General features: G+C 56.2%; 21 protein-coding genes. 11 read left to right on the top strand and 10 right to left on the bottom strand.

All coding sequences use genetic code 11. From position 1 onward, the window contains the following. Nucleotides 1-41: 41 nt before the first annotated feature. Together IV493_RS09205 and ydgT are read right to left on the bottom strand one after the other, a co-directional pair. Nucleotides 42-485, bottom strand: a complete 444-nt coding sequence (locus IV493_RS09205; RefSeq protein WP_013357773.1) for a DUF2569 domain-containing protein — start codon at nucleotides 483-485, stop codon at nucleotides 42-44. Nucleotides 486-595: 110 nt separating this feature from the next. Then, nucleotides 596-811 carry a transcription modulator YdgT gene (gene ydgT, locus IV493_RS09200; RefSeq protein ID WP_033782999.1) on the bottom strand — a complete coding sequence of 72 codons (216 nt, stop codon included), beginning with the start codon at nucleotides 809-811 and terminating at the stop codon, nucleotides 596-598. 683 nt (nucleotides 812-1,494) lie between these two features. Here ydgT and ytfQ point away from each other — a divergent pair. The 4 genes from ytfQ to yjfF all read left to right on the top strand — a co-directional run bounded on the left by ytfQ (nucleotide 1,495) and on the right by yjfF (nucleotide 6,040). Next, nucleotides 1,495-2,451, top strand: a complete 957-nt coding sequence (gene ytfQ / locus IV493_RS09195) for a galactofuranose ABC transporter, galactofuranose-binding protein YtfQ (protein ID WP_013357775.1) — start codon at nucleotides 1,495-1,497, stop codon at nucleotides 2,449-2,451. 76 nt (nucleotides 2,452-2,527) lie between these two features. After that, nucleotides 2,528-4,048: a sugar ABC transporter ATP-binding protein gene (locus tag IV493_RS09190; protein WP_013357776.1), complete on the top strand. Its 1,521-nt coding sequence runs from the start codon at nucleotides 2,528-2,530 to the stop codon at nucleotides 4,046-4,048. Beyond that, a complete protein-coding gene (ytfT, locus tag IV493_RS09185) occupies nucleotides 4,041-5,057 on the top strand; it encodes a galactofuranose ABC transporter, ATP-binding protein YtfT (RefSeq protein WP_013357777.1) in 1,017 nt (338 codons plus the stop codon). Before IV493_RS09190 ends, ytfT begins: the two co-directional genes overlap by 8 nt. Then, a complete protein-coding gene (gene yjfF, locus IV493_RS09180) occupies nucleotides 5,054-6,040 on the top strand; it encodes a galactofuranose ABC transporter, permease protein YjfF (protein ID WP_195858136.1) in 987 nt (328 codons plus the stop codon). Before ytfT ends, yjfF begins: the two co-directional genes overlap by 4 nt. 36 nt (nucleotides 6,041-6,076) lie before the next feature. Here yjfF and IV493_RS09175 read toward each other — a convergent pair whose 3' ends face one another. The 4 genes from IV493_RS09175 to IV493_RS09160 form a co-directional block, all read right to left on the bottom strand. Continuing rightward, on the bottom strand, nucleotides 6,077-6,544 hold the full coding sequence (locus IV493_RS09175; protein ID WP_195858135.1) for a GNAT family N-acetyltransferase: 468 nt from the start codon (nucleotides 6,542-6,544) through the stop codon (nucleotides 6,077-6,079). A 6-nt stretch (nucleotides 6,545-6,550) separates the two neighbouring features. Next, nucleotides 6,551-6,781 carry a hypothetical protein gene (locus tag IV493_RS09170; protein ID WP_195858134.1) on the bottom strand — a complete coding sequence of 77 codons (231 nt, stop codon included), beginning with the start codon at nucleotides 6,779-6,781 and terminating at the stop codon, nucleotides 6,551-6,553. A 443-nt stretch (nucleotides 6,782-7,224) separates the two neighbouring features. Further along, nucleotides 7,225-8,724 (bottom strand): L-arabinose isomerase, encoded by a 1,500-nt coding sequence (araA, locus tag IV493_RS09165; RefSeq protein ID WP_033783006.1) that lies wholly within the window; start codon nucleotides 8,722-8,724, stop codon nucleotides 7,225-7,227. A gap of 202 nt (nucleotides 8,725-8,926) precedes the next feature. Then, a complete protein-coding gene (locus IV493_RS09160; protein ID WP_195858133.1) occupies nucleotides 8,927-10,630 on the bottom strand; it encodes a ribulokinase in 1,704 nt (567 codons plus the stop codon). A gap of 365 nt (nucleotides 10,631-10,995) precedes the next feature. Between IV493_RS09160 and IV493_RS09155 the strand changes: the two genes are divergently transcribed. The 5 genes from IV493_RS09155 (at nucleotide 10,996) to IV493_RS09135 (ending at nucleotide 16,737) form a co-directional block, all read left to right on the top strand. Further along, a complete protein-coding gene (locus tag IV493_RS09155) occupies nucleotides 10,996-11,979 on the top strand; it encodes an arabinose ABC transporter substrate-binding protein (RefSeq protein ID WP_013357782.1) in 984 nt (327 codons plus the stop codon). A 99-nt stretch (nucleotides 11,980-12,078) separates the two neighbouring features. Then, nucleotides 12,079-13,599, top strand: coding sequence for an L-arabinose ABC transporter ATP-binding protein AraG (gene araG / locus IV493_RS09150; protein WP_033783010.1), 1,521 nt, complete (start codon nucleotides 12,079-12,081; stop codon nucleotides 13,597-13,599). Between the two features lie 12 nt (nucleotides 13,600-13,611). Beyond that, nucleotides 13,612-14,595, top strand: a complete 984-nt coding sequence (araH, locus tag IV493_RS09145) for an L-arabinose ABC transporter permease AraH (RefSeq protein WP_013357784.1) — start codon at nucleotides 13,612-13,614, stop codon at nucleotides 14,593-14,595. Between the two features lie 76 nt (nucleotides 14,596-14,671). Next, on the top strand, nucleotides 14,672-15,589 hold the full coding sequence (gene araC, locus IV493_RS09140) for an arabinose operon transcriptional regulator AraC (protein ID WP_003853440.1): 918 nt from the start codon (nucleotides 14,672-14,674) through the stop codon (nucleotides 15,587-15,589). Nucleotides 15,590-15,690: 101 nt separating this feature from the next. After that, nucleotides 15,691-16,737 (top strand): oxidoreductase, encoded by a 1,047-nt coding sequence (locus tag IV493_RS09135; RefSeq protein WP_195858132.1) that lies wholly within the window; start codon nucleotides 15,691-15,693, stop codon nucleotides 16,735-16,737. Nucleotides 16,738-17,033: 296 nt separating this feature from the next. Here IV493_RS09135 and add read toward each other — a convergent pair whose 3' ends face one another. The 3 genes from add to manA form a co-directional block, all read right to left on the bottom strand. Further along, nucleotides 17,034-18,029 (bottom strand): adenosine deaminase, encoded by a 996-nt coding sequence (gene add, locus IV493_RS09130; RefSeq protein WP_195858131.1) that lies wholly within the window; start codon nucleotides 18,027-18,029, stop codon nucleotides 17,034-17,036. A gap of 180 nt (nucleotides 18,030-18,209) precedes the next feature. Next, nucleotides 18,210-19,709, bottom strand: a complete 1,500-nt coding sequence (locus IV493_RS09125; protein ID WP_195858130.1) for a YdgA family protein — start codon at nucleotides 19,707-19,709, stop codon at nucleotides 18,210-18,212. 132 nt (nucleotides 19,710-19,841) lie between these two features. Further along, complete coding sequence (gene manA / locus IV493_RS09120) at nucleotides 19,842-21,017, bottom strand: mannose-6-phosphate isomerase (RefSeq protein ID WP_195858129.1); 1,176 nt, start codon at nucleotides 21,015-21,017, stop codon at nucleotides 19,842-19,844. Nucleotides 21,018-21,212: 195 nt separating this feature from the next. Here manA and fumC point away from each other — a divergent pair, with 195 nt between their 5' ends. Further along, nucleotides 21,213-22,610: a class II fumarate hydratase gene (gene fumC / locus IV493_RS09115; RefSeq protein WP_195858128.1), complete on the top strand. Its 1,398-nt coding sequence runs from the start codon at nucleotides 21,213-21,215 to the stop codon at nucleotides 22,608-22,610. 41 nt (nucleotides 22,611-22,651) lie between these two features. On the opposite strand, the gene tus is transcribed toward fumC, so the two are convergent. Beyond that, nucleotides 22,652-23,581, bottom strand: coding sequence for a DNA replication terminus site-binding protein (tus, locus tag IV493_RS09110; RefSeq protein ID WP_147789263.1), 930 nt, complete (start codon nucleotides 23,579-23,581; stop codon nucleotides 22,652-22,654). A gap of 185 nt (nucleotides 23,582-23,766) precedes the next feature. Between tus and IV493_RS09105 the strand changes: the two genes are divergently transcribed. Further along, a complete protein-coding gene (locus tag IV493_RS09105; RefSeq protein ID WP_195858127.1) occupies nucleotides 23,767-24,966 on the top strand; it encodes an MFS transporter in 1,200 nt (399 codons plus the stop codon). The last annotated feature ends 177 nt before the right edge of the window (nucleotides 24,967-25,143 follow it).

The following is a 25,143-nucleotide window of genomic DNA, read 5'->3' as shown; positions in this document are numbered from 1 at the left end:
AGACCGCACTCAGAATTAAATTCCTGACATAACTCACAGCGTTACGGCGCGATAAAGGTGGTTTTTACCCGCTTTGAGCGTTTGAAATAGGGCGCAAATATCGCCGCCGCGAGCAGTGACAGCAGTAACGTCTGGAGAGCACGGCTATCGGCAACCGGCGTAAAGGCAAAGGTTTTCAGCGCCAGCAGCACGGTTATCAGCAGCCAGAGCAGATAGTGGCGCGGCAAACGGCGGGAACGCTTAAAGAAAAGCCAGCTGATCCAGAGGCTGTAGGCCCAGACCGCCACGGCGGTAAGCAGCGAAATGGCCCAGTAAGAGAGCAGGGTGCTGCCGTGTGAAAACAGCGCCACACGCCATTCCGGATTAAAGAGGGGGGTCAGATACATCGCCAGCACCAGAACGGTGGTTAACAGGGTCATTATCAGCCAGGCCAGTGGCAGCAAAAGCCAGCCACCAATACGTGGCGCAGCAACCTGTTCATTCATCGTGGTTATTCCTGTCTCGGGAAGTCGAAGCGCAGCAGAATAACATGTCCAGAGGGGCACGCCCATCCGGACAAGGTCAGAGGTAAAGAGAGCGATTAATCAGCCGGAAATCAGACCACGTAGCGCCACACCGTTTTAGGGACACAGCCAAGATCATATAACCGTCCGCCAGAAACCAGTTCGGCGCGACGATGATCGGCAGCCCGATACATATTGATGATTTCCATATCATTTGTAAGGGAGTAGTTAAGGTGATCGAAAAGCTTTTCCAGACTGTCTGAATTATTTACTTTGCGGAATTTAAGCAGGTAATCGTGCGCAGTCATCATTGCCATAACAGATAGAAGTACAAAGGAGTGCTCAGTATAGGGGGCAAGCCAGGGCTGTCCAGATCGGGCCGGTTAAAAAAGCGAAAATCAGACTAAAGCACCTTATCAGCCACTAAAAGTCCAAATCTGCTATTTTTATTGCTGTCTGTGCCAGCCTGCCCGCGCGATGCTTTTAAACAGCGTATCAGCTCAAAAATATCCATGCCGGAATACAGCGTTAAACGCGCATCTTAAATATCATTTTTCGTCCCTTCATGCCAGCCGCTGCGTTAATGCCTCCTTTCTGACATTTTCAGGGCAGAAAAATTAATCCTTTTGAAACCACACGCATAGAAACGTTTCGCGCCCAATCTGCACGCGTGAACGACTGTGCGGGCAATCACAAAACCCATTTTTTGTTCATCGCAGACCGGATAACCCATTTTGTACGCCTGTCTGTAATCGTTTCCAGTGACGTTAAGCATAAGCGATTCTGTTTATTACAATTATTTAACGAGCGTTGTTTTATTACTCAGCCATTTTATCCATAACGCTGTGACCAGCGAACCCGTCCGGCTTCACGTAACTCCTTTAAATTGCTCTGTTTTGTGAAGTGTGTCGCCATTATGCACGCTTTTTTAGTCCAGTCTAAGCAGGCTCTCTACCCTAAATAGCAAACGCCTTTCAGAGGATTAAAAACTATGTGGAAACGTTTACTTCTGACCACGCTGGTCAGCGCCGCGTTAACCGGCCCGGTGCTCGCTGCAGATATGACGGTCGGCTTCTCGCAGGTCGGTTCGGAATCTGGCTGGCGTTCGGCTGAGACCAGCGTGGCGAAAAGCGAAGCCAAAAAACGCGGAATCACCCTGAAAATCGCCGACGGGCAGCAGAAACAAGAGAATCAGATCAAGGCAGTACGTTCGTTTATTGCCCAGGGCGTTGATGCCATTTTCATCGCGCCAGTCGTACAGACCGGCTGGGAGCCGGTGCTGGAAGAAGCCAAAGACGCCAAAATCCCGGTTTACCTGCTGGACCGCGCTATCGTGGTGAAAGACAAATCGCTCTATCAGGCCGTGGTGACGGCGGACAACGTTCTGGAAGGCAAACTGATTGGCGACTGGCTGGTGAAAACCGTGGGCGACAAGCAGTGTAACGTGGTGGAACTGCAGGGCACCGTCGGGGCCAGCGTGGCAATCGATCGTAAGAAAGGCTTTGCTGAAGCGATCAGCAACCATCCAAACATTAAAGTGATCCGCTCGCAGTCCGGTGACTTTACCCGCAGCAAGGGTAAAGAGGTGATGGAGAGCTTTATCAAGGCTGAGAACAACGGCAAAAACATTTGCATGGTTTACGCGCATAACGATGATATGGCGATCGGTGCCATTCAGGCGATTAAAGAAGCGGGCCTGAAACCGGGCAAAGACATACTGACCGGCTCAATTGATGGTGTGCCGGATATCTACAAAGCGATGCTGGCAGGTGAAGCCAACGCCAACGTGGAGCTGACGCCGAACATGGCTGGCCCGGCGTTTGATGCCCTGGAGAAATTCAAAAAAGATGGCACGCTGCCGCCTAAAGTCATCAAGACCGAGTCAAAGCTGTTCCTGCCTGCTGACGCGCAAACGGAGCTGGATAAGAAAAAGGGTATGGGTTACTGATCCACAGACCCGCCCCAGACCAGCCGCAGACCGCCCCCCGGGGCGGTTTTTCATGACGTAAGGCGGAGTGAGCAAAATGATGACGCAAAATGAAATACCGCTGTTATCCATCAGCGGCGTCAGCAAAGGGTTTCCCGGCGTTAAAGCGCTGAGCAATGTTTCCTTTGATATCCGCAAAGGGGAGATTATGGCGCTGCTGGGGGAAAACGGTGCTGGCAAATCGACCCTGATTAAGGTGCTGACCGGCGTTTACAGCCGTGATGCCGGCACGATTACCCTGAATGGTGAGCCGATCACCCCGCATAACACCGCGCAGGCCCAGGAAATGGGCATCGGGACCGTTTATCAGGAGGTGAATATGCTGCCGAACATGTCGGTGGCAGATAACCTCTATATTGGTCGTGAGCCGCGTCGCTTTGGCATGATCGACCGTCGCCGCATGGTGCGTGATGCCGATGCGCTGATGCGGAACTACGGGTTTTCCCTCGACGTGACACGTCCGCTGGGTCACTACTCGGTGGCGATGCAGCAGATTGTTGCCATCTGCCGCGCGGTGGATCTTTCGGCCCAGGTGTTGATCCTCGATGAGCCGACAGCCAGCCTGGATGCCAGCGAAGTCGAAATGCTGTTTACCCTGATGGCGCAGCTGAAAGCCAAAGGGATGAGCCTGATTTTTGTGACCCACTTTCTCGACCAGGTGTACCGCATTACTGACCGGATTACCGTGCTGCGTAACGGGCAGTTTATCGCCACTCGCGATACCGCCACGCTGACGCAGATTGAACTGATTAAGCTGATGCTGGGTCGTGAACTGCTGGAGACTGCATTACAGCGTCAGGGCAGCACGCTGCGCAGTAATCAGCCGGTGGTGTCGTTTGAAGATTACGGCAGGAAGGGCACTATCGAACCCTTTAACCTGGCAGTGCGTCCCGGTGAAGTCGTCGGCCTGGCCGGTCTGTTGGGTTCGGGCCGCACAGAGACCGCTGAAGTGCTCTTTGGTATTCGTCGGGCCGATCGCGGGACCGCAAAGATCAAAGGGAAAGTGCAGAAGATTACCAACCCGGCGAGAGCCTCGCAGCTCGGCATGGGGTTTTGCCCGGAAGATCGGAAGACGGATGGGATTATCGGCGCGGCCTCCGTTCGCGAAAATATTATTCTGGCCTTGCAGGCGCAGCGCGGCTGGTTACGGCCAATTAAGAAGCGCGAGCAGCAGGCGATTGCCGATCGTTTTATTAAGAGTCTGGGTATTCGCACGCCGCACGCCGAGCAGCCGGTAGAGCTGTTATCGGGCGGTAACCAGCAGAAGGTGCTGCTGTCGCGCTGGCTGGTGACTAAACCGCAGTTTTTAATCCTCGACGAACCGACGCGCGGCATTGATGTAGGCGCACACGCCGAGATTATCCGTTTAATTGAATCCCTGTGCGCCGATGGTCTGGCGCTGCTGGTGATCTCCTCTGAACTCGAAGAACTGGTCGGTTATGCCGATCGGGTGTTGATCATGCGCGATCTGAAGCAGGTGGCAGAAATTCCGCTGGAGCAGCTTTCGGTGGCGTCGATCGTCAATGCTATCGCGGACGGAGGGGCTAAACATGCCTGATTCCTCTATGACAACTGAAAAAATGCCACGTCGTAAGCTGAAGTTCCCGCCAGGGATGCCGCAAATCGCCGCGCTGCTGCTGGTGCTGCTGATCGACAGTCTGGTAGCCAGTAACTTTTTTGCCGTGCACCTGCAGGATGGGCGTCTGTTCGGTAGCCCGATCGATATTCTTAACCGTGCGTCCCCGGTTGCCCTGCTGGCGATTGGCATGACGCTGGTGATCGCTACCGGCGGCATCGATCTTTCCGTGGGCGCAGTGATGGCGATAGCGGGCGCGACTGCCGCCACACTGACTGTCGCCGGACACGGTGTGCCGTTTATTATTCTCTGCACGCTGGGAACCGGTTTAGCCTGTGGTTTGTGGAATGGGGTGCTGGTGGCGCTGCTGCGTATTCAGCCGTTTGTTGCCACGCTGATTCTGATGGTCGCCGGGCGTGGTATCGCTCAGCTGATTACGCAGGGGCAGATTGTGACGTTCGACAGTGACAGCCTTGGCTGGTTTGGTAACGGCTCGCTGTGGATGTTGCCGGTGCCGGTCTGGATCACGCTGGTGGTGGCGCTGGCGGTCTGGCTTCTGACGCGCAAGACCGCGCTGGGTCTGTTTATCGAAGCGGTGGGGATTAACCTGCGCGCGGCCCGCAACGCGGGCGTGACCGGCTGGCTGGTGGTGATGTCGACTTATGCGATCAGTGGCGTCTGTGCCGCTGTGGCCGGGCTGATTGTCGCGGCGGATATTCGCGGCGCGGATGCCAATAATGCCGGTTTATGGCTGGAGCTGGATGCGATTCTCGCCGTGGTGATTGGTGGTGCATCGCTGATGGGTGGCCGCTTTAATCTGGTGTTGTCGCTGATTGGCGCGCTGATTATTCAGTCGATGAATACCGGGATTCTGCTTTCCGGCTTCCCGCCGGAGCTGAATCAGGTGGTGAAAGCGGTGGTGGTGATGTGTGTGCTGTTGCTGCAGTCACCGCGGTTTATTGCGATGTTGAAACGGAGACGCCCGACATGATTAAACGTCATCTTCCGCTGATGATCACGCTGCTGGTGTTTATGGCAGGTTACCTGTTTTGTCTGAGTCAGTTTCCGGGCTTTGCCTCAACCCGGGTGATCTGCAATATCCTGACTGATAATGCGTTCCTCGGCATTATTGCCGTCGGCATGACCTTTGTGATTTTGTCGGGTGGTATCGATCTGTCGGTCGGCGCGGTGATCGCCTTTACCGGCGTGTTTCTGGCGCGGGCAATTGGTGATTTTCATGTCGATCCGTTGCTGGCGTTTGCGGTGATTCTGTCACTGGGTGCGCTGTTCGGCGCCATGATGGGCTGGCTGATCGATGCGCTGAAGATCCCGGCCTTTATCATTACGCTGGCGGGGATGTTTTTCCTGCGCGGCTGTTCTTATCTGGTGTCCGAGAATTCGATTCCCATCGATCATCCGTTCTACACCCTGCTGTCCAGTCTGGCATGGAAAGTGCCGGGCGGAGGGCGTCTCAGTCTGCTGGCGGTGATTATGCTGGTGGTGGTGTCAGGCGGGATTATTCTGGCGCACCGTACGCGGTTTGGTAACCGGGTTTACGCCATCGGCGGCAATATGACGTCGGCTCAGCTGATGGGCGTTTCAACCCGTGCGACTACCATCAAGATTTATATGCTTTCCACCACGCTGGCGACGCTGGCTGGCATCGTGTTCTCGATCTATACCTCGGCAGGATATGCGCTGGCCGGGCTGGGTGTGGAGCTGGATGCGATTGCGTCGGTGGTGATTGGTGGCACGTTGCTGTCGGGTGGTGTTGGGACGGTGCTGGGCACGCTGTTTGGTGTGCTGATTCAGGGGCTGATCCAGACCTGGATTAATTTTGACGGCACGCTGAGTTCGTGGTGGACCAAGATCGCCATCGGGATTCTGCTGTTCGCATTTATCGCGCTGCAGCGGTTACTGACGGTGATCTGGGATCGTCAGCAGAACGCACCGGTTAAACGAATCCCTGGCTGAATAAATGGCTGAATGGCGGCTCTCAGGAGCCGCCATTTATTGTGCCAGATGCAGCACCATCACCGTGACGTCTTCACCCGCTATGTGCCGCTGTTCGACCGCCCGCCATCCTGAACGCTGATAGTACGCCTGTTGATCGGGGGTATAGAGCCAGAGCTCGCCAATCTGCTGGTGTTTTGCCCGGACAATCGCTTGCTGGATCAAGGCTTTCGCTACGCCCCGGCCCCGGAATTTCTTATCCGTCACCACTTCGCCAATCCAGTATTCCCTTGCCGCGATGTCGTCCAGTTCATAACGGATGACGCTACAGGTCGCGATAACCGTTTCGCCGTCCGATGTGGTGACGAGGGTAAATTCCGACGAGCCGGCCTGATTCCGTTTTGTTAAACGCGTAAGGATAGTGGGCTGATCCGACCATGCAGGGAGATGTGACCATTCTGTATGCAGCAGTTGTGCAGTTTGTGAGGCGTAGTCGGGATGCTGGTTCAGATCGGCAATTTGCATGGCGCTTTAACCTTTTTTATCAGGTATGTAGCAATACAGGCTGGTGGAGGAAAGTGCAAGATGGTGAAAGAGTTGAGTTTTAGCAAAGAGACCGGTGTTCTTATGTATTACCGGGAAAATAATCGCTATGGGATTCGGGTGTAAGGTCAGCAAAGGTATGCCTGATCGCAAAGGGTTCCCGCATCCATGCGGATCGGCCGCGCCATCCCTGGCGCGGACGCTTTGCTCTTCAGGCATACCATTCCTTCCCGGTTGGGCTTGATCATTGCTGTAATTAAACGTGCGAACGCAAAGTTGAGATTAAGCAGGCTAAAATCAGCAGTGAAGGAAGGCGTCTGGTACATGAGATTTTTAATTGCTGCCAGGAATGGTTGGATCCTTAAAAAATCGCTTAGGTGCCACAAAAAGGAGGGGATGACGGGTAGTGGAGTAAAGCGTCCGCCGCATGGACAAAAACGCCGGGAGCGTTTTTGAACAACGCGAAGCGTTGGCCCGCTTGCGGGCGAGCCTCATGGATGAGGCGAGTCGTTCGGCGGCCGAGCCTACAGGGATGTATTTACGGCGACTTTACGGAACGCCCGCCATTCCCGACTGAATAGCACTTATTTACTAAAAAACGGCACCTTATCAATCCTGAAGCAGTATCTTTTCAGAACCCTAAAGCGCCGCTTAATCACCTATTAACGTTTCAACCGGTAATACGCTTCATTCCAGCGCAGCGCGTCTTTAAACGCAGGCAAGGTGGTGTGCTCATCTATCACCAGCACTTCGATATCATTCATCTCACCATACAGATACATATCGTCGAGCGTCAGCGCCTGACTGAACACCGTATGGTGCGCACCGCCGCCCAGAATCCACGCTTCGGAAGCAGTCGCCAGTGATGGCTGCGCTTTCCACAGTGCGCGGGCAACCGGCAACTTCGGCAGCGGTTTCGGCTGCTCGATAGCATCCACCACGTTAACCAGCAGACGGAAACGATCACCCATATCAATTACGCTGGCGTTAACCGCACGGCCCGCTGGCGTGGAGAAAATCATGCGCGCCGGGTCGGCTTTATCGCCAATGCCGAGGAACTGCACATCGATTAATGGCTTCTCTTCAATGGCAATCGACGGACAGACTTCCAGCATGTGCGAGCCGAGCACCAGATCGTTGCCCGGTGAGAAGTGATAGGTGTAATCCTCCATAAATGAGGTGCCACCTTTGCGATCGCCTGCCAGCACTTTGAAAATGCGCAGCAGCGCAGCGGTTTTCCAGTCACCTTCACCTGCGAAGCCATAACCCTGACCCATCAGACGCTGAACCGCCAGACCGGGCAACTGTGTCATGCCGTGCAGCGTCTGGAAGTTAGTGGTAAAGGCGTGGCAGCCCTCCGCTTCCAGGAAACGCTTCAGACCCAGCTCAATGCGCGCGGCATCCAGCACGTTCTGACGTTTTTCGCCGCCAGATGCAGCAACATCGGTAAAGCGATACAGGCTTTCGTACTCGTCGATCAGCGCATTTACGTCGCCATCGCTGACGCCATTGATCACCTCAACCAGATCGCCTACACCCCAGCCATTCACTGAATAGCCGAACTGAATCTGTGCGGCGACCTTATCGCCTTCGGTCACGGCCACTTCACGCATGTTGTCGCCAAAACGCGCGACTTTCAGCTGCTGGCTAGCCTGTTTTGCCAGCGCTGCACGCATCCAGTTCCCCAGACGCTGCTGACTGGCGCTATCTTTCCAGTGACCGGTCACCACGCTGTGCTGCAGGCCCATGCGCGCGCCGATGAAACCGAACTCACGGCCGCCGTGCGCGGTCTGGTTCAGGTTCATAAAGTCCATGTCCATGCTGTCCCACGGGATCTCCGCATTGAACTGGGTATGGAATTGCAGCAGCGGCTTATTCAGCACGCTCAGGCCGCCAATCCACATCTTGGCTGGAGAGAAAGTATGCAGCCAGGTAATGATCCCGGCGCACTGCTTGTCATAGTTTGCGTCGCGACACAGGGCCAGCGCTTCATCCGGTGACTTCACCAGCGGTTTCAGCTCCAGACGCATGGGTAAACCGGCCTGATTCAACCCCTCAACGACCTGACGTGCATGCTGTTCAACCTGGCGTAACGTCTCCGGCCCGTAGAGGTGCTGCGTGCCGATGACAAACCACACGCTGTAGTTGTTTGACTGTTCCATAAAACCACTCCTTTACTTTGCGCCTACCTTAGTAGGCTAATTTATTTGTCAGTCTGAACCCGGGCAGTGCTCACACAGGCTGCTTTAGCAACCTGAACGCCCTGAAGTGCGGCCCTGAAGGGGCGAGCACAGCGAGTAATCCTCACGTACTCCGTGTACGCTGGCTGTTTCGCGCTGTCCGTGTCCAGACTGCCTGCAACAATTACGCCTGTTGGGCCAGGCTCGTAGCGGAAGCGGGCCGGGCGGCGTATTGCGGTTCTGCCGTCACGCACCATTGTTGATAGCGTTGATAAAGTTGTTGATAGCGGGCGACGCGCGCCGGATCGGGCTGCATCGTCACGGCAATCGGGCTGGCCATGACCTGTTGTGCATCAGGGACGCTGGCGTGAACACCAGCGGCCACGGCGGCGAAAATGGCCGCACCCAGCGCACAGCACTCGTCAGAGGCGACGATATCCAGTGGCCGGTTCATCACATCGCAGCAGGCCTGCATAATCGCCGGAGATTTCCGTGCGATGCCGCCGAGGGTCAGAATGCTCTCGACCGGGATCTGCTGCTGCTCGAAGCACTCCATAATGGCGCGTGCGCCAAACGCGGTGGCCGCGACCAGACCGCCAAACAGCGCGGGGGCATCGGTGCCCAGATTCAGGTCGGTAATTACCCCTTTCAGACGCTGATTGGCGTTTGGCGTGCGGCGACCATTAAACCAGTCCAGCACCACCGGCAGATGGTCGAGCTGCGGATTGGCGGCCCAGGCTTCGGTCAGATCTTTAATCAGGTTTTTCTGCATCTCAGCCAGCTGAGGCTTCAGCGCCGGATGCTGCTGCGCCGCCAGCTGTAACGGCCAGCCCAGTAAACGGCTGAACCAGGCATAGATATCACCAAAGGCAGACTGACCCGCCTCCAGCCCGATAGCGCCGGGCACGACGCTGCCATCGACCTGACCACAGATGCCTTTAATATCGCGATCGCCAACTTTTTCTGCGTCAGCAATCAGGATGTCGCAGGTGGAGGTGCCGATCACTTTCACCAGCGTATAAGGTTTAGCTCCGCCACCGACTGCGCCCATATGGCAGTCAAATGCGCCACCGGAGAGCGTGACGGTCTGCGTCAGGCCCAGACGCTGCGCCCACTCGGGGCTGAGCGTGCCGACCGGCAGATCCGCGGTCCAGGTTTCTGTGAATAACGGGGAGTCGAGCTGCTGGGTTAACAGCGGGTCGAGTGCATTAAGGAAATCGACATCGGGCAGGCCGTTCCAGTCGCCGTGCCATAGCGCTTTATGCCCGGCCGCACAGCGGCCACGGCGCAGCTTATCTGGCGCGGTCGTGCCGCTTAACAGGGCAGGTACCCAGTCGCACAGCTCGACCCAGGAAACGGCGGCCTCACGCACGGCCGCATCTTCACGCGAGACGTGCAGAATTTTCGCCCAGAACCACTCCGAAGAGTAAATGCCGCCGATATAGCGGCTGTAATCCTGGAAGCGGCCGCTGTGGCACAGCTGATTAATCTCTTCGGCTTCTTCTATCGCCGTGTGATCTTTCCACAACACAAACATCGCGTTGGGGTTCTCCGCGAACTCCGGGCGCAGCGCCAGCACGTTGCCGTCGCGGTCGATGGGCGCGGGGGTTGAACCGGTGCTGTCAACGCCAATGCCGGCTACGGCGTTGCGTTGATCGTCGCTCAGTGCATTCAGCACGCCGAGCAGCGCCTGCTCCATGGCGTCGATGTAATCCTGTGGATGGTGACGAAAACGGTTCGTGTGCGGATCGCTGTATAAGCCCTGCTGCCAGCGCGGGTAGCTGCACACCGCACTCTGCAGCTCTTTGCCGCTATGACAATCCACGGCCAGCGCACGCACCGAATCACTACCAAAGTCCAGCCCAAGGGTGATGGCTCCAGCACGCATCGGAATCTCCTGTAGTTAGTTAACTCCTGTATCCTGGGTTCGGCGCGCCAGAACAGTTAGTCATCGCTGGCTGACAATATGCACTTTTCTGTCATCGGCAGTGATTTTGTGATCCATTGCAAAAGTTAAGCTCCGGTTAAATTTGCTGAATATATGGATCATTTTGTCGTGATTTTAATGTGTGATACCGCTCTACATTTTTCTTCGCTAATACCGCTAAAACTAGCCCAGCGTCTGGACAGTCTGTCAGCACATGCCAGCCTAACGCACTGATTTATGGCTGTACCCACATAAGAAAATTAACTGGTAGCGTTTACACCGATTCGTTATTAGCAGCGAAAAATAACCTGGTACCGGAGAGCATCATGCATAAATTCACTAAAGCATTCGCGGCCATCGGCCTGGCAGCGGTTATGTCACAATCCGCTATCGCCGAGACCATGAAGCTGGGTTTTTTAGTCAAGCAACCAGAGGAACCCTGGTTCCAGACTGAATGGAAATTCGCCGACAAAGCGGGCAAAGATCTTGGCTTTGATGTCATCAAAATTGCCGTGCCGGATGGTGAAAAAACCCTGAATGCCATCGACAGCCTGGCGGCTAACGGCGCGAAAGGTTTTGTTATCTGTACTCCCGATCCGAAACTCGGTTCCGCCATTATGGCGAAGGCACGCGGCTATGGCCTGAAAGTCATCGCCGTGGATGATCAGTTCGTTACTGCCAAAGGCAAGCCGATGGACACCGTGCCGCTGGTGATGATGGCGGCCACCAAAATTGGTGAGCGTCAGGGGCAGGAACTCTATAAAGAGATGCAGAAACGCGGCTGGGATGTGAAAACTACCGGCGTGATGGCGATTACCGCGAACGAACTCGACACAGCACGTCGTCGTACCGGCGGCTCAATGGACGCGATCAAAGCCGCTGGCTTCCCGGCAGCCCAGATCTACCAGGTTCCCACCAAATCTAACGATATCCCTGGCGCATTTGACGCCGGTAACTCCCTGCTGGTGCAGCATCCTGAAGTCAAACACTGGCTGGTTGTCGGCATGAACGACAACACCGTGCTGGGCGGCGTGCGTGCCACCGAAGGACAGGGCTTCAAAGCGGCTGACGTCATCGGCATCGGCATCAACGGCGTCGATGCCATCAGTGAACTGTCAAAAGATAAGGCGACCGGCTTCTACGGTTCGCTGCTGCCAAGCCCGGATATCCACGGCTACAAAAGCAGCCAGATGCTCTACAACTGGGTCAGCAAAGGTGAAGAGCCACCGAAATTCACCGAAGTTACCGATGTGGTGCTGATCACCCGTGACAACTTCAAAACTGAACTGGCGAAAAAAGGACTGATGTAACCCTGAGCCTGTCGGGCTGTTCGTAGCCCGGCATCCTTAATAGCCGATTTCGCGCCGCCCGCCGTAACAGGCCGGTGGCGCGAAAGAGTGAGGACCAACATGAACACTGATTCAGCATTTCTGTCGTTTCATGGCATCAGTAAAACCTTCCCTGGCGTGAAAGCGTTGCAGGATATCTCCTTTGACTGCCGGGGCGGTGAAGTCCATGCGCTGATGGGCGAGAACGGCGCAGGCAAATCGACGCTGTTAAAAATACTCAGCGGCAGTTATCAGCCGAGCGGCGGTGAGATTCGTATTAAAGGCAAGCCGATGAGCTTTCAGCGCACCACAGATGCGCTGGACGCGGGCGTCGCCATTATTTACCAGGAACTGCATCTGGTGCCGGAAATGAGCGTGGCGGAGAACATCTACCTCGGCCAGATTCCGCACAAACATGGGCTGGTCAATCGTAAGCTGATGCGCTTTGAGGCGGGCCTGCAGCTGAAAAATCTCGGCATGGATATTGACCCTGATATGCCGCTGAAATACCTGTCGCTGGGACAGTGGCAGATGGTGGAGATTGCCAAAGCGCTGGCGCGTAACGCGCGCATTATCGCCTTTGATGAGCCAACCAGTTCCCTGTCGGCGCGTGAAATCGACAACCTGTTCCGCGTTATCCGTCAGCTCCGCGAGGAGGGCCGGGTGGTGCTCTACGTTTCACACCGCATGGAAGAGATCTTCGCCCTCAGTGACGCCATCACCGTCTTTAAAGATGGTCGCTACGTGCGGACCTTTACTGACATGGCTAACACCCATCACGACGATCTGGTGCAGGCGATGGTGGGCCGTAACCTGGGTGATATCTATGGCTACTCACCACGCGCTAAAGGCGACGTGCGGCTTGAGCTGGACAAGGTGGAAGCGAAGGGCGTGCGGACGCCGATTTCGCTGAAAGTTCATGCCGGTGAAATCGTCGGTCTGTTTGGCCTGGTCGGAGCCGGACGCAGTGAACTGCTGAAAGGGTTATTTGGCGGCACGCGTCTGCGTGGCGGTCAGGTGATCCTGGACGGCAAACCGCTGCCGCTGCGTGAACCCATCGACGCTATCCGTGCGGGCATCATGCTTTGCCCGGAAGACCGCAAAGCCGAGGGCATTATTCCGGTGCACTCGGTGCGCGACAACATCAACATCAGCGCCCGTCGTCACAATCTTACCGCCGGTTGCCTGATAAAAAACGGCTGGGAAAACAAAAATGCCGACAGCCATATCCGCTCGCTGAACATCAAAACGCCCAGCGCCGATCAGCTGATCATGAACCTCTCCGGTGGTAACCAGCAGAAGGCGATTCTGGGACGCTGGCTTTCCGAGGATATGAAAGTGATCCTGCTGGATGAGCCCACGCGCGGCATCGATGTCGGTGCCAAACATGAAATTTATAATCTGATTTATCAGCTGGCGAACCGGGGCATTGCGGTGCTGTTCGCCTCCAGCGATTTACCGGAAGTGATGGGCCTGGCCGATCGCATCGTGGTGATGCGTGAAGGTGCCATAGCCGGTGAACTGCTGCACGACGACGCCACGGAGCAGCAGACGCTGAGCCTGGCGATGCCCAAAACCACTCAAGCGGCCGCCGTGGCCTGACAGGAGATCATCATGGCTTCATCCACGACCTCAAATACGCCGCAGCCCGCTTCACGCGGCGGCCTGCAGTTAGGTCGCATCTGGGACAACTTCGGCATGCTGGTGGTCTTTGCGCTGCTGTTTATTGTCTGTGCGATTTTTGTGCCGAATTTTGGCTCGTTTATCAATATGAAAGGCTTAGGGCTGGCGATGTCGATGTCCGGCATGGTCGCCTGCGGCATGCTGTTCTGTCTGGCCTCCGGGGATTTCGATCTGTCGGTCGCCTCGGTGATCGCCTGTGCGGGTGTGGTGACCGCCGTGGTGATCAACATGACCGAAAGCCTGTGGATTGGCGTGGCAGCCGGTCTGGTGCTCGGCATGATCACCGGCTTTATCAATGGCTTTGTGATTGCCCGACTGAAGATCAATGCACTGATCACCACGCTGGCGACCATGCAGATTGTGCGCGGCCTGGCCTATATCTTCTCTGACGGCAAAGCGGTCGGGATCGAAGATGAGCGCTTCTTTGAGCTGGGCTTTGCCAACTGGCTTGGCGTGCCAGCACCCATCTGGCTGACACTGGCGACCATGCTGATCTTCGGCTTCCTGCTTAATAAAACCACCTTTGGCCGTAATACCCTGGCGATTGGCGGTAATGAAGAGGCGGCGCGACTGGCCGGTGTGCCGGTGGTGCGTACCCGCATCATCATCTTCATTCTTTCCGGGCTGGTTTCGGCGGCGGCGGGCATCATCCTGGCGTCACGTATGACCAGCGGTCAGCCCATGACCTCTATCGGCTATGAGCTGGTGGTGATTTCTGCCTGCGTACTGGGCGGCGTGTCGCTCAAGGGCGGCATTGGCAAGATTTCCTACGTGGTTGCAGGGGTGTTAATTCTCGGCACCGTCGAGAATGCGATGAATTTATTGAATATCTCGCCATTCTCACAGTATGTGGTGCGCGGTCTGATACTGTTAGCTGCGGTGATTTTTGACCGTTACAAACAGAAAAAAGCCTGACTGATCGAGCCGTTGGCCCGCAGAAGCAGACGCCTTTGCGGGCTATCCGAACACTAACAGACTGAGTGAGGTCGCTATGTATCACCGCGAATTACCGGCCGAGCAGCAAAACCCCTTGTTGCCGGGCTATTCATTCAATGCCTGGCTGGTGGCGGGGCTGACGCCCATCACCGCTGATGGCCCGCTCGATTTCTTTATCGATCGCCCGCACGGCATGAAAGGTTACATTCTGAACCTCACCATTAAAGGCAAAGGGCGGGTATTCGACGGCGAGCGGGCATTTGACTGCGAACCAGGCGAAATGCTGCTTTTTCAGCCAAAAACCGCTCACTACTACGGCCGCGCGCCGGACAGCCCGCAGTGGTTCCACCGCTGGGTCTATTTCCGTCCGCGCGCCTACTGGCACGACTGGCTGCGCTGGCAGGATGAGCAGGAGGGCGTGGGACGACTGCTGCTGCCGGAATCGCTTCGTGGCGAGTTCGACCGCCTGTTTGCCAGTATCGAACAGACGCACAACTCGGGCCGCCGTTTTGCGGAAGAGCTGGCGATGAACCTGCTGGAACGGCTGCTGCTGCGTGCCGTTGAAGAAGATCCGCGCAGCCATCAGTTGATCCGCGACCCGCGCGTCATCGAAGCCTGTCAGTATGTCACCAACCATCTCGCCAGCGAGGTCAAGATTGAAGAGGTGGCGCGTCACGTCTGCCTGTCACCGTCGAGACTGGCGCACCTGTTCCGCGAGCAGATGGGTGTCAACCTGCTGCGCTGGCGTGAAGATCAGCGCGTTATCCGCGCCAAACTGCTGCTGCAGACCACTCAGGAACCGATCGCCTCGGTAGGGCGTGAAGTGGGTTATGACGACCAGCTTTACTTCTCACGGGTATTCCGCAAGCGTGTTGGCGTCAGTCCCAGCGACTTCCGCCGCCGCAATCAGGATGCGCACGATAGCCTGGCGGCGCAGACGGCCTGGCCCCTGGCGCGAAGTGCTATCTCTTAGTTTTTTCGGGGGATTCCGCCTTGTCCTCACCTGGTTAATAGTCTTAAATCAATCAGGTTATCAACTAAGAGCCTGCCAGGCAGGTTCTGAGAGGAATCCAAATGAGCGATAAATTACGTGTTGGTCTGATCGGCTACGGCTTTGCCAGTAAAACGTTTCATGCTCCGCTGATTGCGGGAACGCCGGACGTCGAACTGGCCGCCATTTCCAGTAGCGACGCCAGCAAAGTCCACGCCGACTGGCCTGCCGTGAAGGTGGTGGCCGATCCTCAGGCGCTACTGGACGACCCGACTCTGCAATTGATTGTTATTCCTACCCCCAACGATACGCACTTCCCGCTGGCTAAAGCGGCGCTGAATGCCGGTAAACATGTGGTGGTCGATAAGCCATTTACCGTGACGTTGTCACAGGCGCGCGAACTGGATGCGCTGGCGAAAGTTAAAGGGTTGCTGCTGTCAGTGTTCCATAATCGCCGCTGGGACAGCGATTTCCTGACGCTGAAATCCCTGCTTGAAGCGGGCTCACTGGGTGAAGTGCGTTACTTCGAATCGCATTTTGACCGTTTCCGTCTGGAAGTACGCAATCGCTGGCGTGAAATGAAGGGCGCAGGCAGCGGAATCTGGTATGACCTGGGGCCGCATCTGCTGGACCAGGCGCTGCAGCTGTTTGGCCCGCCGGTCGCCATTAATGTCGATCTGGCCGAAATGCGTCCGGGCGCGCAGACCACCGACTACTTCCACGCCACGCTGACCTATCCGCAGCGCCGCGTGGTGCTGCACGCCAGCATGCTGGTGGCGGCAGAATCCGCCCGTTACACTGTCCACGGCACGCGCGGCAGCTACGTTAAATATGGTCTGGATCCGCAGGAAGATCGCCTGAAGTCGGGTGACTTCCCGCCGCAGGAGGACTGGGGCTATGACATGCGCGACGGCACACTGACGCTGGTTGATGGCGACGCCCTGACCGAAACCACGCAGCTGACCCAGCCGGGCAACTATCCGGCTTACTATGCGGGCATCCGCGATGCCATTGCCGGACGCGGTAATAATCCGGTGACGGCGGAAGAGGCGATTCAGGTGATGGAGCTGATCGAACTGGGTCTGCAATCCGCCGAGAAACGCCAGACGCTGTCGCTGAAGCGCGTTTAATGGGTGAGTGTAATAATGGTCATTTAATACTTCGGGCAGATGCCTGACAAGCTTAAAAGCGGGCAAGTACTACAGCAATAAATTTGCTTAACATTCAGGGAACGGGGTCAGAAGAGGAAAGCGTCCCGCGCCAGGACGGCGCGGGCAGAGCATGCCAGGGATGGCGGCTTTTGCGTCTTTCCGATCTGACCCCGTTCCCTGTGTAAGCTCGGTCTTAAAGCCACCTGTCCTTGAGCATTTCCTTACATTAAAACGGGCCGGATATCCGGCCCGTTTTTATGGCTGCAACGAGCAGATTACTGCACGCGGGCGCGGATAGCCGCTTTCTCAGCCTCGCTGAGGAAGGCAATCGTCAGTCCATTCTCCTGCGCCTGACGGATCTGCGCGGCACTCAGGCCGGCAGCCGGTGCGGCATGATGATACTCATGCGCCAGTTCAATGCCCTGAACCGCGGGATCATCAGTATTGATGGTCGCCAGAATGCCATGCTCCAGGAAGGTCTTCAGCGGATGCTGCGCCAGTGAAGGCACGGTGCTGGTCTGGATATTGGAGGTCAGGCAGGATTCAATACCAATATGGTGCTCCGCCAGGAAATCCATCAGCGCGCGATCCTCAATCGCTTTCACGCCGTGACCGATACGCTCAGCGCCGAGCTCACGAATCGCCTGCCAGATGCTCTCCGGACCGGCCGCTTCGCCCGCATGCACGGTAACCCGGAAACCGGCATCGCGCGCCTGGGTAAAGTGACTCAGGAACTCGCTGCCCGGGAAGCCCAGCTCATCACCCGCCAGATCGACCGCGGTGATGTGATCGCGATGGGCCAGTAAACCTTCCAGTTCGGCAAGGCAGGCATCTTCGCCAAAGGTACGGCTCATAATGCCAATCAGACGCACGTCGATATCGTGCTGCTGACGGCCAGCGCGTACGCCGTCAATGACCGCTTCCACCACACCGGCAATCGGCAGGTTATGGGTCATCGCCATATAACCGGGCGAAAAACGAAGTTCAGCATAATGAATGCCCGCGCGCGCGGCATCTTCAACATTTTCCTGCGCAATGCGGCGGCAGGCATCCAGATCGCCCAGCACTTTCACGCCCCAGTCGAGTTTCTGCAGGAAGCTCACCAGATCAGGTTCATTCTGGCCGACCTGCACATGCGGACGCAGCGTCTCCAGCGTTGAGGCGGGCAGGGCAAGATTAAACTGGCGGCCTAAATCGAGAATGGTTTGTGCACGAATGTTGCCATCAAGGTGGCGGTGAATATCAGTCAGAGGAATTTTAGAATCGATCATGGCGCACTCGCTGAGTTGTCGGTGAAGTGCAGAGCATTATAAAAATATCTTGCGCAACAGCGCCAGCTATTTGCGCAACAGCCGCGCCGGATGCTGCTTAATTACCCATAACTGGCGGTCAAATCAGCGTTCAGGCATAAAAAAAGCGACCCGAAGGTCGCTATAGATGGAAGATAGTGCTTACTGCGGCATGCCTTCGCTGGTCGGCATACCCAGCATATAGCGGGACATAAACTGTTCCAGCGTCATCTTGTCGCCGTTCATGTTCACCTGACCGTTGGCGTACTGAAGGCTGGTCACGATGTTGTTATCCTGCTGCTGAGTCAGGCGGAACATCTGACCCATCGCCGCCAGACCTTTTACCTGCTGATCCGCCAGCTTCTGGGCGTCATCCGCCTGATAACCCTCAGCCAGACCCACTTTGTGCATGGTTTCGGTTGCCATCGGCATATTGATCACCAGCTTGCTGTCCAGGCTTTTCAGTACCCGGTCAACCATAGCGCTCAGCGTCTGGGCTTCACCGGTTACGGCAGACGGGTCGTTGAAGCTGGCCGTCAGATTAAAGGTGCTTTCACCTTTGTCATTCTTCCAGCTCAGCGGAGCAATGCTGATGGATGGCGAGCCTTTCAGCAGCATCGGCAGATTGGCCATCAGAATCTGATGCACGCCTGCCTGATAGCGGATAGGATCTTCCGCAACGCCAGGCTGGGTCAGCAGCTCCTGCATCTGCGCGTTGTAACGATCGGAGAAGGCTTTGACCGCCTGCGCATCAAACTGTGACAGCTTCATCTTCAGCGCAGCCTGACCGAAGTCCTGCTTCTGCAGCTGAACGCTTTCCACTTTGTAATCAATATCGCCGCCAATTTTACCGGCGCTGTTATCGAAAGAGGAGGTGCCTTTCATTTTATGCAGCGTCAGGGCGTCCTGACCATTGATGCTGGCATTCACCTTCTCAATGTCCACCGACTGATCGCCGATGCGCACGCCTTCCGGGCTGAGATGCGTGTTACCGCTTAGCTTCAGACCATTAACAGTGAACAGTACCGGCTGGCCCATCTCATTTTTACTGGTCAGCGCGAGGCTATCCACATCGCTGTCCAGCGACACTTTATCGCCTTTATTATCAGCGCTGACATTGAAGGTGCCGCCATTGGTGGCAAAACGCTCGCCGGTTTGCGCATTCTGATAGTCAACCGGCAGGACACGCAGCGCGGTATCGGTAGCGCCGCTGTAACCAATGCGGGTATCTGCGTTAATCAGCGATTTATTGCCGGTCAGCTCAAACAGCTTCTTCACCGCATCGGTGTTAGCCAGCTCGGTATGAACGGATGCCATGCTCGGGATCAGATTGAAATGCTTCAGCTGCGCAAACGGGAAAGGGCCATGATCGATAGTTTCATTCAGGATGATGCTCTGACCCGGCTTCAGCAGCGGGTTATCTTCCGTCTGCGAATTGGCCTGAACCACCAGATTCACCTTGCTGCTGAACACGCCGCGCTGATAGTCCTGATAGCTGATCTTCAGTCGGCTGTTAGGGGCATAAGCGTTCAGCTGTGCATTGGCGTTCTGCACCAGCTCATCCCTGTGGCTTTCAATTTGCTTGCCGGTGAACCACGCCGCGCCAGTCCAGACTACGCCCAGTGCGATGATGACACCTACGGCAACATTGGTCTTTTTCATTGCTGATTCGTCCTTATCCTTGAGTCCGCTTATGCCGCAGGTTTACCCCAGCGACCGAAGAAAAACGCCCGCAGGCGTTTAAAAGCTAATAGGTTGAAATAATAGCAGTTAACAGAGATTCCGTCAGCCGCTCTACCCTAAGTCGTTAAATACCCGCGCCAGCCGGCCCGTACCGGCGACCGTTACCGGCGATTCGCTGGCGGCAATGAAGCAGGATTCACCCGGTTTCAGCGTCAGTTGCTGATCGTCTTTGGCGATAACCGCCTGGCCTTCGATGCAGAACAGCAGGGCGGCGCTCTGCTGCGCCAGCGATTGCGGTTCTGCGTTCAGGCTATGGATGGCAAAGGCAAAATCTTCCACCGGAATCGGGAAGCGCTGCGCGTTGCCCTGTTGCTCTGGCTCCGTCAGCAGCGAGCTGGCAGGTTTTTCATCAAACTTCAGGTTGGCCATCAGCTCGTCGATATCGATATATTTCGGGGTTAAACCGGCCCGCAATACGTTATCAGAGTTGGCCATCACCTCCAGCGCCACGCCTTTCAGATACGCGTGCGGGGTTTCCGCGTAGAGGAACATCGCCTCGCCGGGCTGCAGGGTGATGACATTCAGCAGCAGCGGTGAAAACAGGCCGCTGTCGTCAGGATATTCAGCCGCAATCATGCGAATAGTTTCCCACGGCTCACCCTGCTGCGCATCAAGCGCGGATTTCAGCACGCCCAGCGCCAGTGATTTCGCTTCACCCTCCAGTGACAGCAGGGTAGAGAACAGCGCAGCAAGCGTCTCCTGATCCGGATGTTGCAAAAAATGGGCAATCTGAGGATGAGCACCTGCAACCGGCTCCAGCAGGGAGACCATCTGCGTCAGCGTGCGAAAGCCATTCATTGCCTGGAACGGCGTCAGCGCATAGACCAGCTCCGGCTTGTGGTTTGCATCTTTATAGTTGCGCTCGGCGGCTGTCAGCGGAATCCCCGCCGCATTCTCACGGGCAAAGCCCACTTCGGCCGCACGTTTGCTGGGATGGACCTGAATCGACAGCGGCTGATCGGCACACAGCACTTTGAACAGGAACGGCAGTTCACCAAAGCGCTGTGCTACCGCGTCACCCAGCATCGCGGCGGGCGCCGCATCAATCACGTCACGTAACGAACGCTCGCTGCCCTGTTCCATCACGGTTGAGGGACTTTTCGGATGTGCGCCCATCCACAGCTCTGCCATCGGCAGGCCCTCGGGATTGGCAATTCCATAAAGCTCAGTCAACGCCGTTTTGCTGCCCCATGCGTAATTTTGCAGCGAATTGTTCATTTTTTGCATTGTATAACCCTTTATCACGGGAAATTATTGCGGCTATTAAAGCAGAAACTACCGGTAAAAATACATATCCAGCGCAAAAGGACGCTAAGCTCTGATAATGTTAAATTATTGTGTATTACTATCCTGACTGTCCGACAGTTGATTGCAACGACCTGGCGGTCATTCTTTTAAAAACAAGGTGAAGGAGACGTATTCATGGCAGGCAACCGCATTGAGAAAGATTCAATGGGCCCCATCGATGTACCGGCAGACAAACTCTGGGGCGCGCAGACGCAGCGCTCGCTGGAACACTTCCGTATCTCAACCGAAAAAATGCCGACCGCGCTGGTGCATGCGCTGGCACTGACCAAACGCGCCGCGGCCAGCGTTAACCGCGATCTGGGACTGCTGCCCGCTGACCGCGCAGATGCGATTGTCAGCGCGGCGGATGAAGTGCTGGCGGATAAGCATGCGGACGAGTTCCCGCTGGCGATCTGGCAGACCGGCTCCGGTACCCAGACCAACATGAACATGAATGAGGTGCTGGCAAACCGCGCGAGTGAAATTCTTGGCGGTGAGCGCGGAATGTCGCGCCTGGTCCATCCCAACGACGATGTGAACAAGAGCCAGAGCTCCAACGACGTCTTCCCGACGGCGATGCATGTTGCCGCCGTCATCGCGCTACGCGAACAGTTAATCCCTCAGATTCAGGTACTGAAAAAGACGCTCAGCCAGAAGTCTGATGCGTTTAAAGACATCGTTAAGATTGGCCGTACCCATCTGCAGGATGCGACGCCGCTGACGCTGGGCCAGGAGCTTTCCGGCTGGGTGGCGATGCTGGAGCACAACCTGAAGCATATCGAACAGAGCATTCCGCACGTTGCGGAGCTGGCGCTGGGCGGAACCGCGGTGGGCACTGGTCTGAACACCCATCCGGAATATGCAGTGCGCGTGGCGAAGGCGCTGGCCGATCTGACGCAGCAGCCATTTGTCACCGCACCAAACAAGTTTGAGGCACTGGCAACCTGTGATGCGCTGGTGCATGCGCATGGCGCGCTGAAAGGGCTGGCCGCTTCACTGATGAAAATTGCCAACGATGTGCGCTGGCTCTCTTCCGGCCCGCGCTGCGGCATCGGTGAAATCGCTATTCCGGAAAACGAACCTGGCAGCTCCATCATGCCGGGCAAAGTTAACCCAACGCAGTGCGAAGCGATGACCATGCTCTGCTGTCAGGTGATGGGTAACGACGTGGCGATCAATATGGGCGGCGCATCCGGTAACTTTGAGCTGAACGTCTTCCGCCCGATGGTGATCCATAACTTCCTGCAATCAATTCGCCTGCTGGCGGATGGCATGGACAGCTTTAATCATCACTGCGCCGTCGGTATTGAGCCGGTGCGTGAGCGCATCGATCAACTGCTGAACGAATCGCTGATGCTGGTGACGGCGCTGAATACCCACATCGGCTATGACAAAGCGGCTGAAATTGCCAAGAAGGCGCATAAAGAGGGGCTGACGCTGAAGGGTTCGGCGCTGAAACTGGGGTACCTCACTGAAGAGGAGTTTGATGCCTGGGTCCGTCCGGAAGAGATGGTCGGCAGCATGAAGTCGTAAGCTCAGCGATGAAGAAGAGGCCAGCGGATGCTGGCCTTTTTTTATATCGGGCAATCGACCCACAGATGCAGTCGGGGTATCAGCAGATTCAGTGGTTCAGCGGCGGGTTTATGCCGGTGCGTAATGTTATCCGCGTCATAATTAAGCAGCTCGCCCAGTACCGGAACCTGACTGCGATCGCGGCAGATCACCAGTATCGGTGACGGGCAGGCCAGCTGGGTCTGTTTTTTTTCGTCCGCGCGCCAGACGCGTGCGACCGGCTGGACTTTCACCGGACGCTTGATTTTCAGCCGGGCCGAGGCGGGCAGGGCGCGCACGCTTGCCAGCTCCTCCTGCACTTTTTCCGCCCACTGTTCACGTGACCACGGTGCCTGCGCGCGTCCCGCCTTCAGGCTTTTTTCCAGCTGGGCGATCACCTCTTCGCGCTTAAGGTTCTTGATAATGTGCTTATTGGCCCAGCCGAAACGCAGGCTGTCAGGGGCGCTGAGCAGGGTGATCGTGCGGTAGGCATTCAGGGTAATCAGACCGCGCAGATGCTGGTGAACGAACTCGAAACGCGCTTCACTCGGCAGGCCCGAGTCCACCGTAATCAGCTGCTCCAGCCGCGCCTTAAGCTGATTAATGAGGTCGACCAGCGAACCGATCTCCGCTTCGCGCTGTTCATCACATTCGATACAGAGTGCCCCAGGCAGGCGCACAGCAGCCTTGGTACTCAGCTGTTCAGACTGATGCTGCATAAACAGGCGGCAGTAATGGTCCAGCGCCATTTTTAACGCGCTGTCGCCCAGATGCTGCTCGACGGCGATCTGAGTAATCGCTTCATGTTCGCGGCCTTTCACCACCGGCGGCAGGCTGAAGACGCGGGCGATAAGTAAAGGCTGCGCCTCAATCTGCTGGCGCAGCTCGCCCAGCGCCAGTTCCAGGTCGTTTACACACTGATGCATATCAGCCACTAAGTCGTAGCGCGTCATGTTGTGCCTCCATAGTTACAACGTCCACAATGTGGCAGATGCCTGTCAGGGATGCAAGTGCTTTATAGTTACAACATACTATAAGTATGTTTTAAAAACGTGCGGCCTGCCTGGCCATACAGTAAAAAGAGCGTCCCGCATTCTGGCTTCTGGCAGAACATGTTATAAAAACGGTTCGCCTGCTAATGAAGAGATTGCCTGTGAGTCAGAACAACAAACCCGGTATCGCCGCCATTTTCACCCTGGGCCTGGTGCAGATCCTCTCCTGGGGAGGGTCGTTCTACCTGATGGCGGTGATGGCGAACCCGATTGCAGCTGAGACGGGCTGGTCGCAGCAGTGGATCTATGGTGCGCTCTCGACGGGGATACTGGTGTCAGGCCTGCTGTCACCGCTGGCCGGCAGGATTATCGCCCGTACCGGCGGTCGTCTGCTGCTGGCGTTGAGCGGTCTGGTAATGGCAGTAGGGCTGGTGATGATGGCGGTCAGCGATTCGCTGCCGCTGTTTCTGTTTGCCTGGGTGATCATCGGCATAGGGATGGCGATGGGCCTCTACGATGCCCTGTTTGCCACACTCGGCACCTGCTATGGCGGTCAGGCGCGTTCGGCGATCACCGGTATTACGCTGATTTCAGGCTTCTGCACCACGCTGGTCTGGCCGGGAACGGCGTTGCTGATTCATGGATTTGGCTGGCGAGATGCGTCACTGATTATTGCGGCAATGATGGTGGTCTGCGTGCTGCCTGCCTATCTGTTTGCCTTACCGGCGAGCCATGCTAAGTCGCCTGCGAAAAGGGGAGTTAGACACTCTGCTACGCCGGAGATTGAACCTGCGCTGTTCTGGCTGCTGTGCGCCATTTTTACCCTCGCGTCGGTGATCATGACGGCGATTTCCGTGCAGCTTATCACGCTGTTGCAGGCGAGTGGCCATACGCTAACGTCGGCGCTGGCGATCAGCGCTGTGCTCGGCCCGTGTCAGGTAGGTTCGCGCATCGTCGATATTGTTTTCAAACGCAGTCATCCGATCCGCACCACCTTTTTTTCCGTCGGGCTGGTGGCGCTGGGCCTGCTGCTGCTGGCTCTCTTTCCGCAGATGGCGCTGCTGAGCATGGTGCTGTATGGCGCAGGAAATGGCTTACGCGCCATCGTGCGCGGAACTTTACCGCTGGCGATGGTCAAACCAGAGTCTTACGCGATTGTGGTGGGGAAAATGGCCCGCCCGGCGCTAATGGGACAGGCACTGACGCCGCTGATTGGTGGATATGTGTTTGAAAAGATGGGGGCATCGGCGACGCTGTGGTTGCTTTGCGCTTTAGCAATCTTTAACGTGGTGCTGGTTATGGCGCTAAAGCAGCGATTACCGGCGGCAGCGGTCACCACCGCATGACCGAACTGCTCACCGTGTCCGGCAGGATAAGAATGAAGAGCAGGGTAAGCACCTTGTGCTATCAGGCCTCCGCCTTTGGTGAATACGTGCCTTGTCATTGCCGGTTTGCTTCAAAAAAGCAACAGTGTTTGTTATATTTATTGCTCATTGATTGTTCACTTATGCGGCAATAAAACA

Source organism: Pantoea sp. SM3640 (assembly GCF_015654165.1).
Taxonomy (GTDB): domain Bacteria; phylum Pseudomonadota; class Gammaproteobacteria; order Enterobacterales; family Enterobacteriaceae; genus Pantoea; species Pantoea vagans.
Note: the sequence above shows the minus strand (reverse complement) of the source record. Positions and strands in the feature narration are given on the sequence as shown.

Excerpts from the sequence above, each read along its gene's own strand:
- IV493_RS09160 (WP_195858133.1), bottom strand. The coding sequence starts at position 10,630 with ATGCGTGCTGGAGCCATCACCCTTGGGCTGGACTTTGGTAGTGATTCG.
- add (WP_195858131.1), bottom strand. The coding sequence starts at position 18,029 with ATGATCGATTCTAAAATTCCTCTGACTGATATTCACCGCCACCTTGAT.
- ydgT (WP_033782999.1), bottom strand. The coding sequence starts at position 811 with ATGACTGCGCACGATTACCTGCTTAAATTCCGCAAAGTAAATAATTCA.
- fumC (WP_195858128.1), top strand. The coding sequence starts at position 21,213 with ATGGCAGGCAACCGCATTGAGAAAGATTCAATGGGCCCCATCGATGTA.
- yjfF (WP_195858136.1), top strand. The coding sequence starts at position 5,054 with ATGATTAAACGTCATCTTCCGCTGATGATCACGCTGCTGGTGTTTATG.
- araC (WP_003853440.1), top strand. The coding sequence starts at position 14,672 with ATGTATCACCGCGAATTACCGGCCGAGCAGCAAAACCCCTTGTTGCCG.
- tus (WP_147789263.1), bottom strand. The coding sequence starts at position 23,581 with ATGACGCGCTACGACTTAGTGGCTGATATGCATCAGTGTGTAAACGAC.
- IV493_RS09125 (WP_195858130.1), bottom strand. The coding sequence starts at position 19,709 with ATGAAAAAGACCAATGTTGCCGTAGGTGTCATCATCGCACTGGGCGTA.
- araA (WP_033783006.1), bottom strand. The coding sequence starts at position 8,724 with ATGGAACAGTCAAACAACTACAGCGTGTGGTTTGTCATCGGCACGCAG.
- IV493_RS09175 (WP_195858135.1), bottom strand. The coding sequence starts at position 6,544 with ATGCAAATTGCCGATCTGAACCAGCATCCCGACTACGCCTCACAAACT.
- araH (WP_013357784.1), top strand. The coding sequence starts at position 13,612 with ATGGCTTCATCCACGACCTCAAATACGCCGCAGCCCGCTTCACGCGGC.
- IV493_RS09205 (WP_013357773.1), bottom strand. The coding sequence starts at position 485 with ATGAATGAACAGGTTGCTGCGCCACGTATTGGTGGCTGGCTTTTGCTG.
- IV493_RS09135 (WP_195858132.1), top strand. The coding sequence starts at position 15,691 with ATGAGCGATAAATTACGTGTTGGTCTGATCGGCTACGGCTTTGCCAGT.
- IV493_RS09105 (WP_195858127.1), top strand. The coding sequence starts at position 23,767 with ATGAAGAGATTGCCTGTGAGTCAGAACAACAAACCCGGTATCGCCGCC.
- manA (WP_195858129.1), bottom strand. The coding sequence starts at position 21,017 with ATGCAAAAAATGAACAATTCGCTGCAAAATTACGCATGGGGCAGCAAA.
- IV493_RS09155 (WP_013357782.1), top strand. The coding sequence starts at position 10,996 with ATGCATAAATTCACTAAAGCATTCGCGGCCATCGGCCTGGCAGCGGTT.
- ytfT (WP_013357777.1), top strand. The coding sequence starts at position 4,041 with ATGCCTGATTCCTCTATGACAACTGAAAAAATGCCACGTCGTAAGCTG.
- IV493_RS09190 (WP_013357776.1), top strand. The coding sequence starts at position 2,528 with ATGATGACGCAAAATGAAATACCGCTGTTATCCATCAGCGGCGTCAGC.
- IV493_RS09170 (WP_195858134.1), bottom strand. The coding sequence starts at position 6,781 with ATGCCTGAAGAGCAAAGCGTCCGCGCCAGGGATGGCGCGGCCGATCCG.
- araG (WP_033783010.1), top strand. The coding sequence starts at position 12,079 with ATGAACACTGATTCAGCATTTCTGTCGTTTCATGGCATCAGTAAAACC.
- ytfQ (WP_013357775.1), top strand. The coding sequence starts at position 1,495 with ATGTGGAAACGTTTACTTCTGACCACGCTGGTCAGCGCCGCGTTAACC.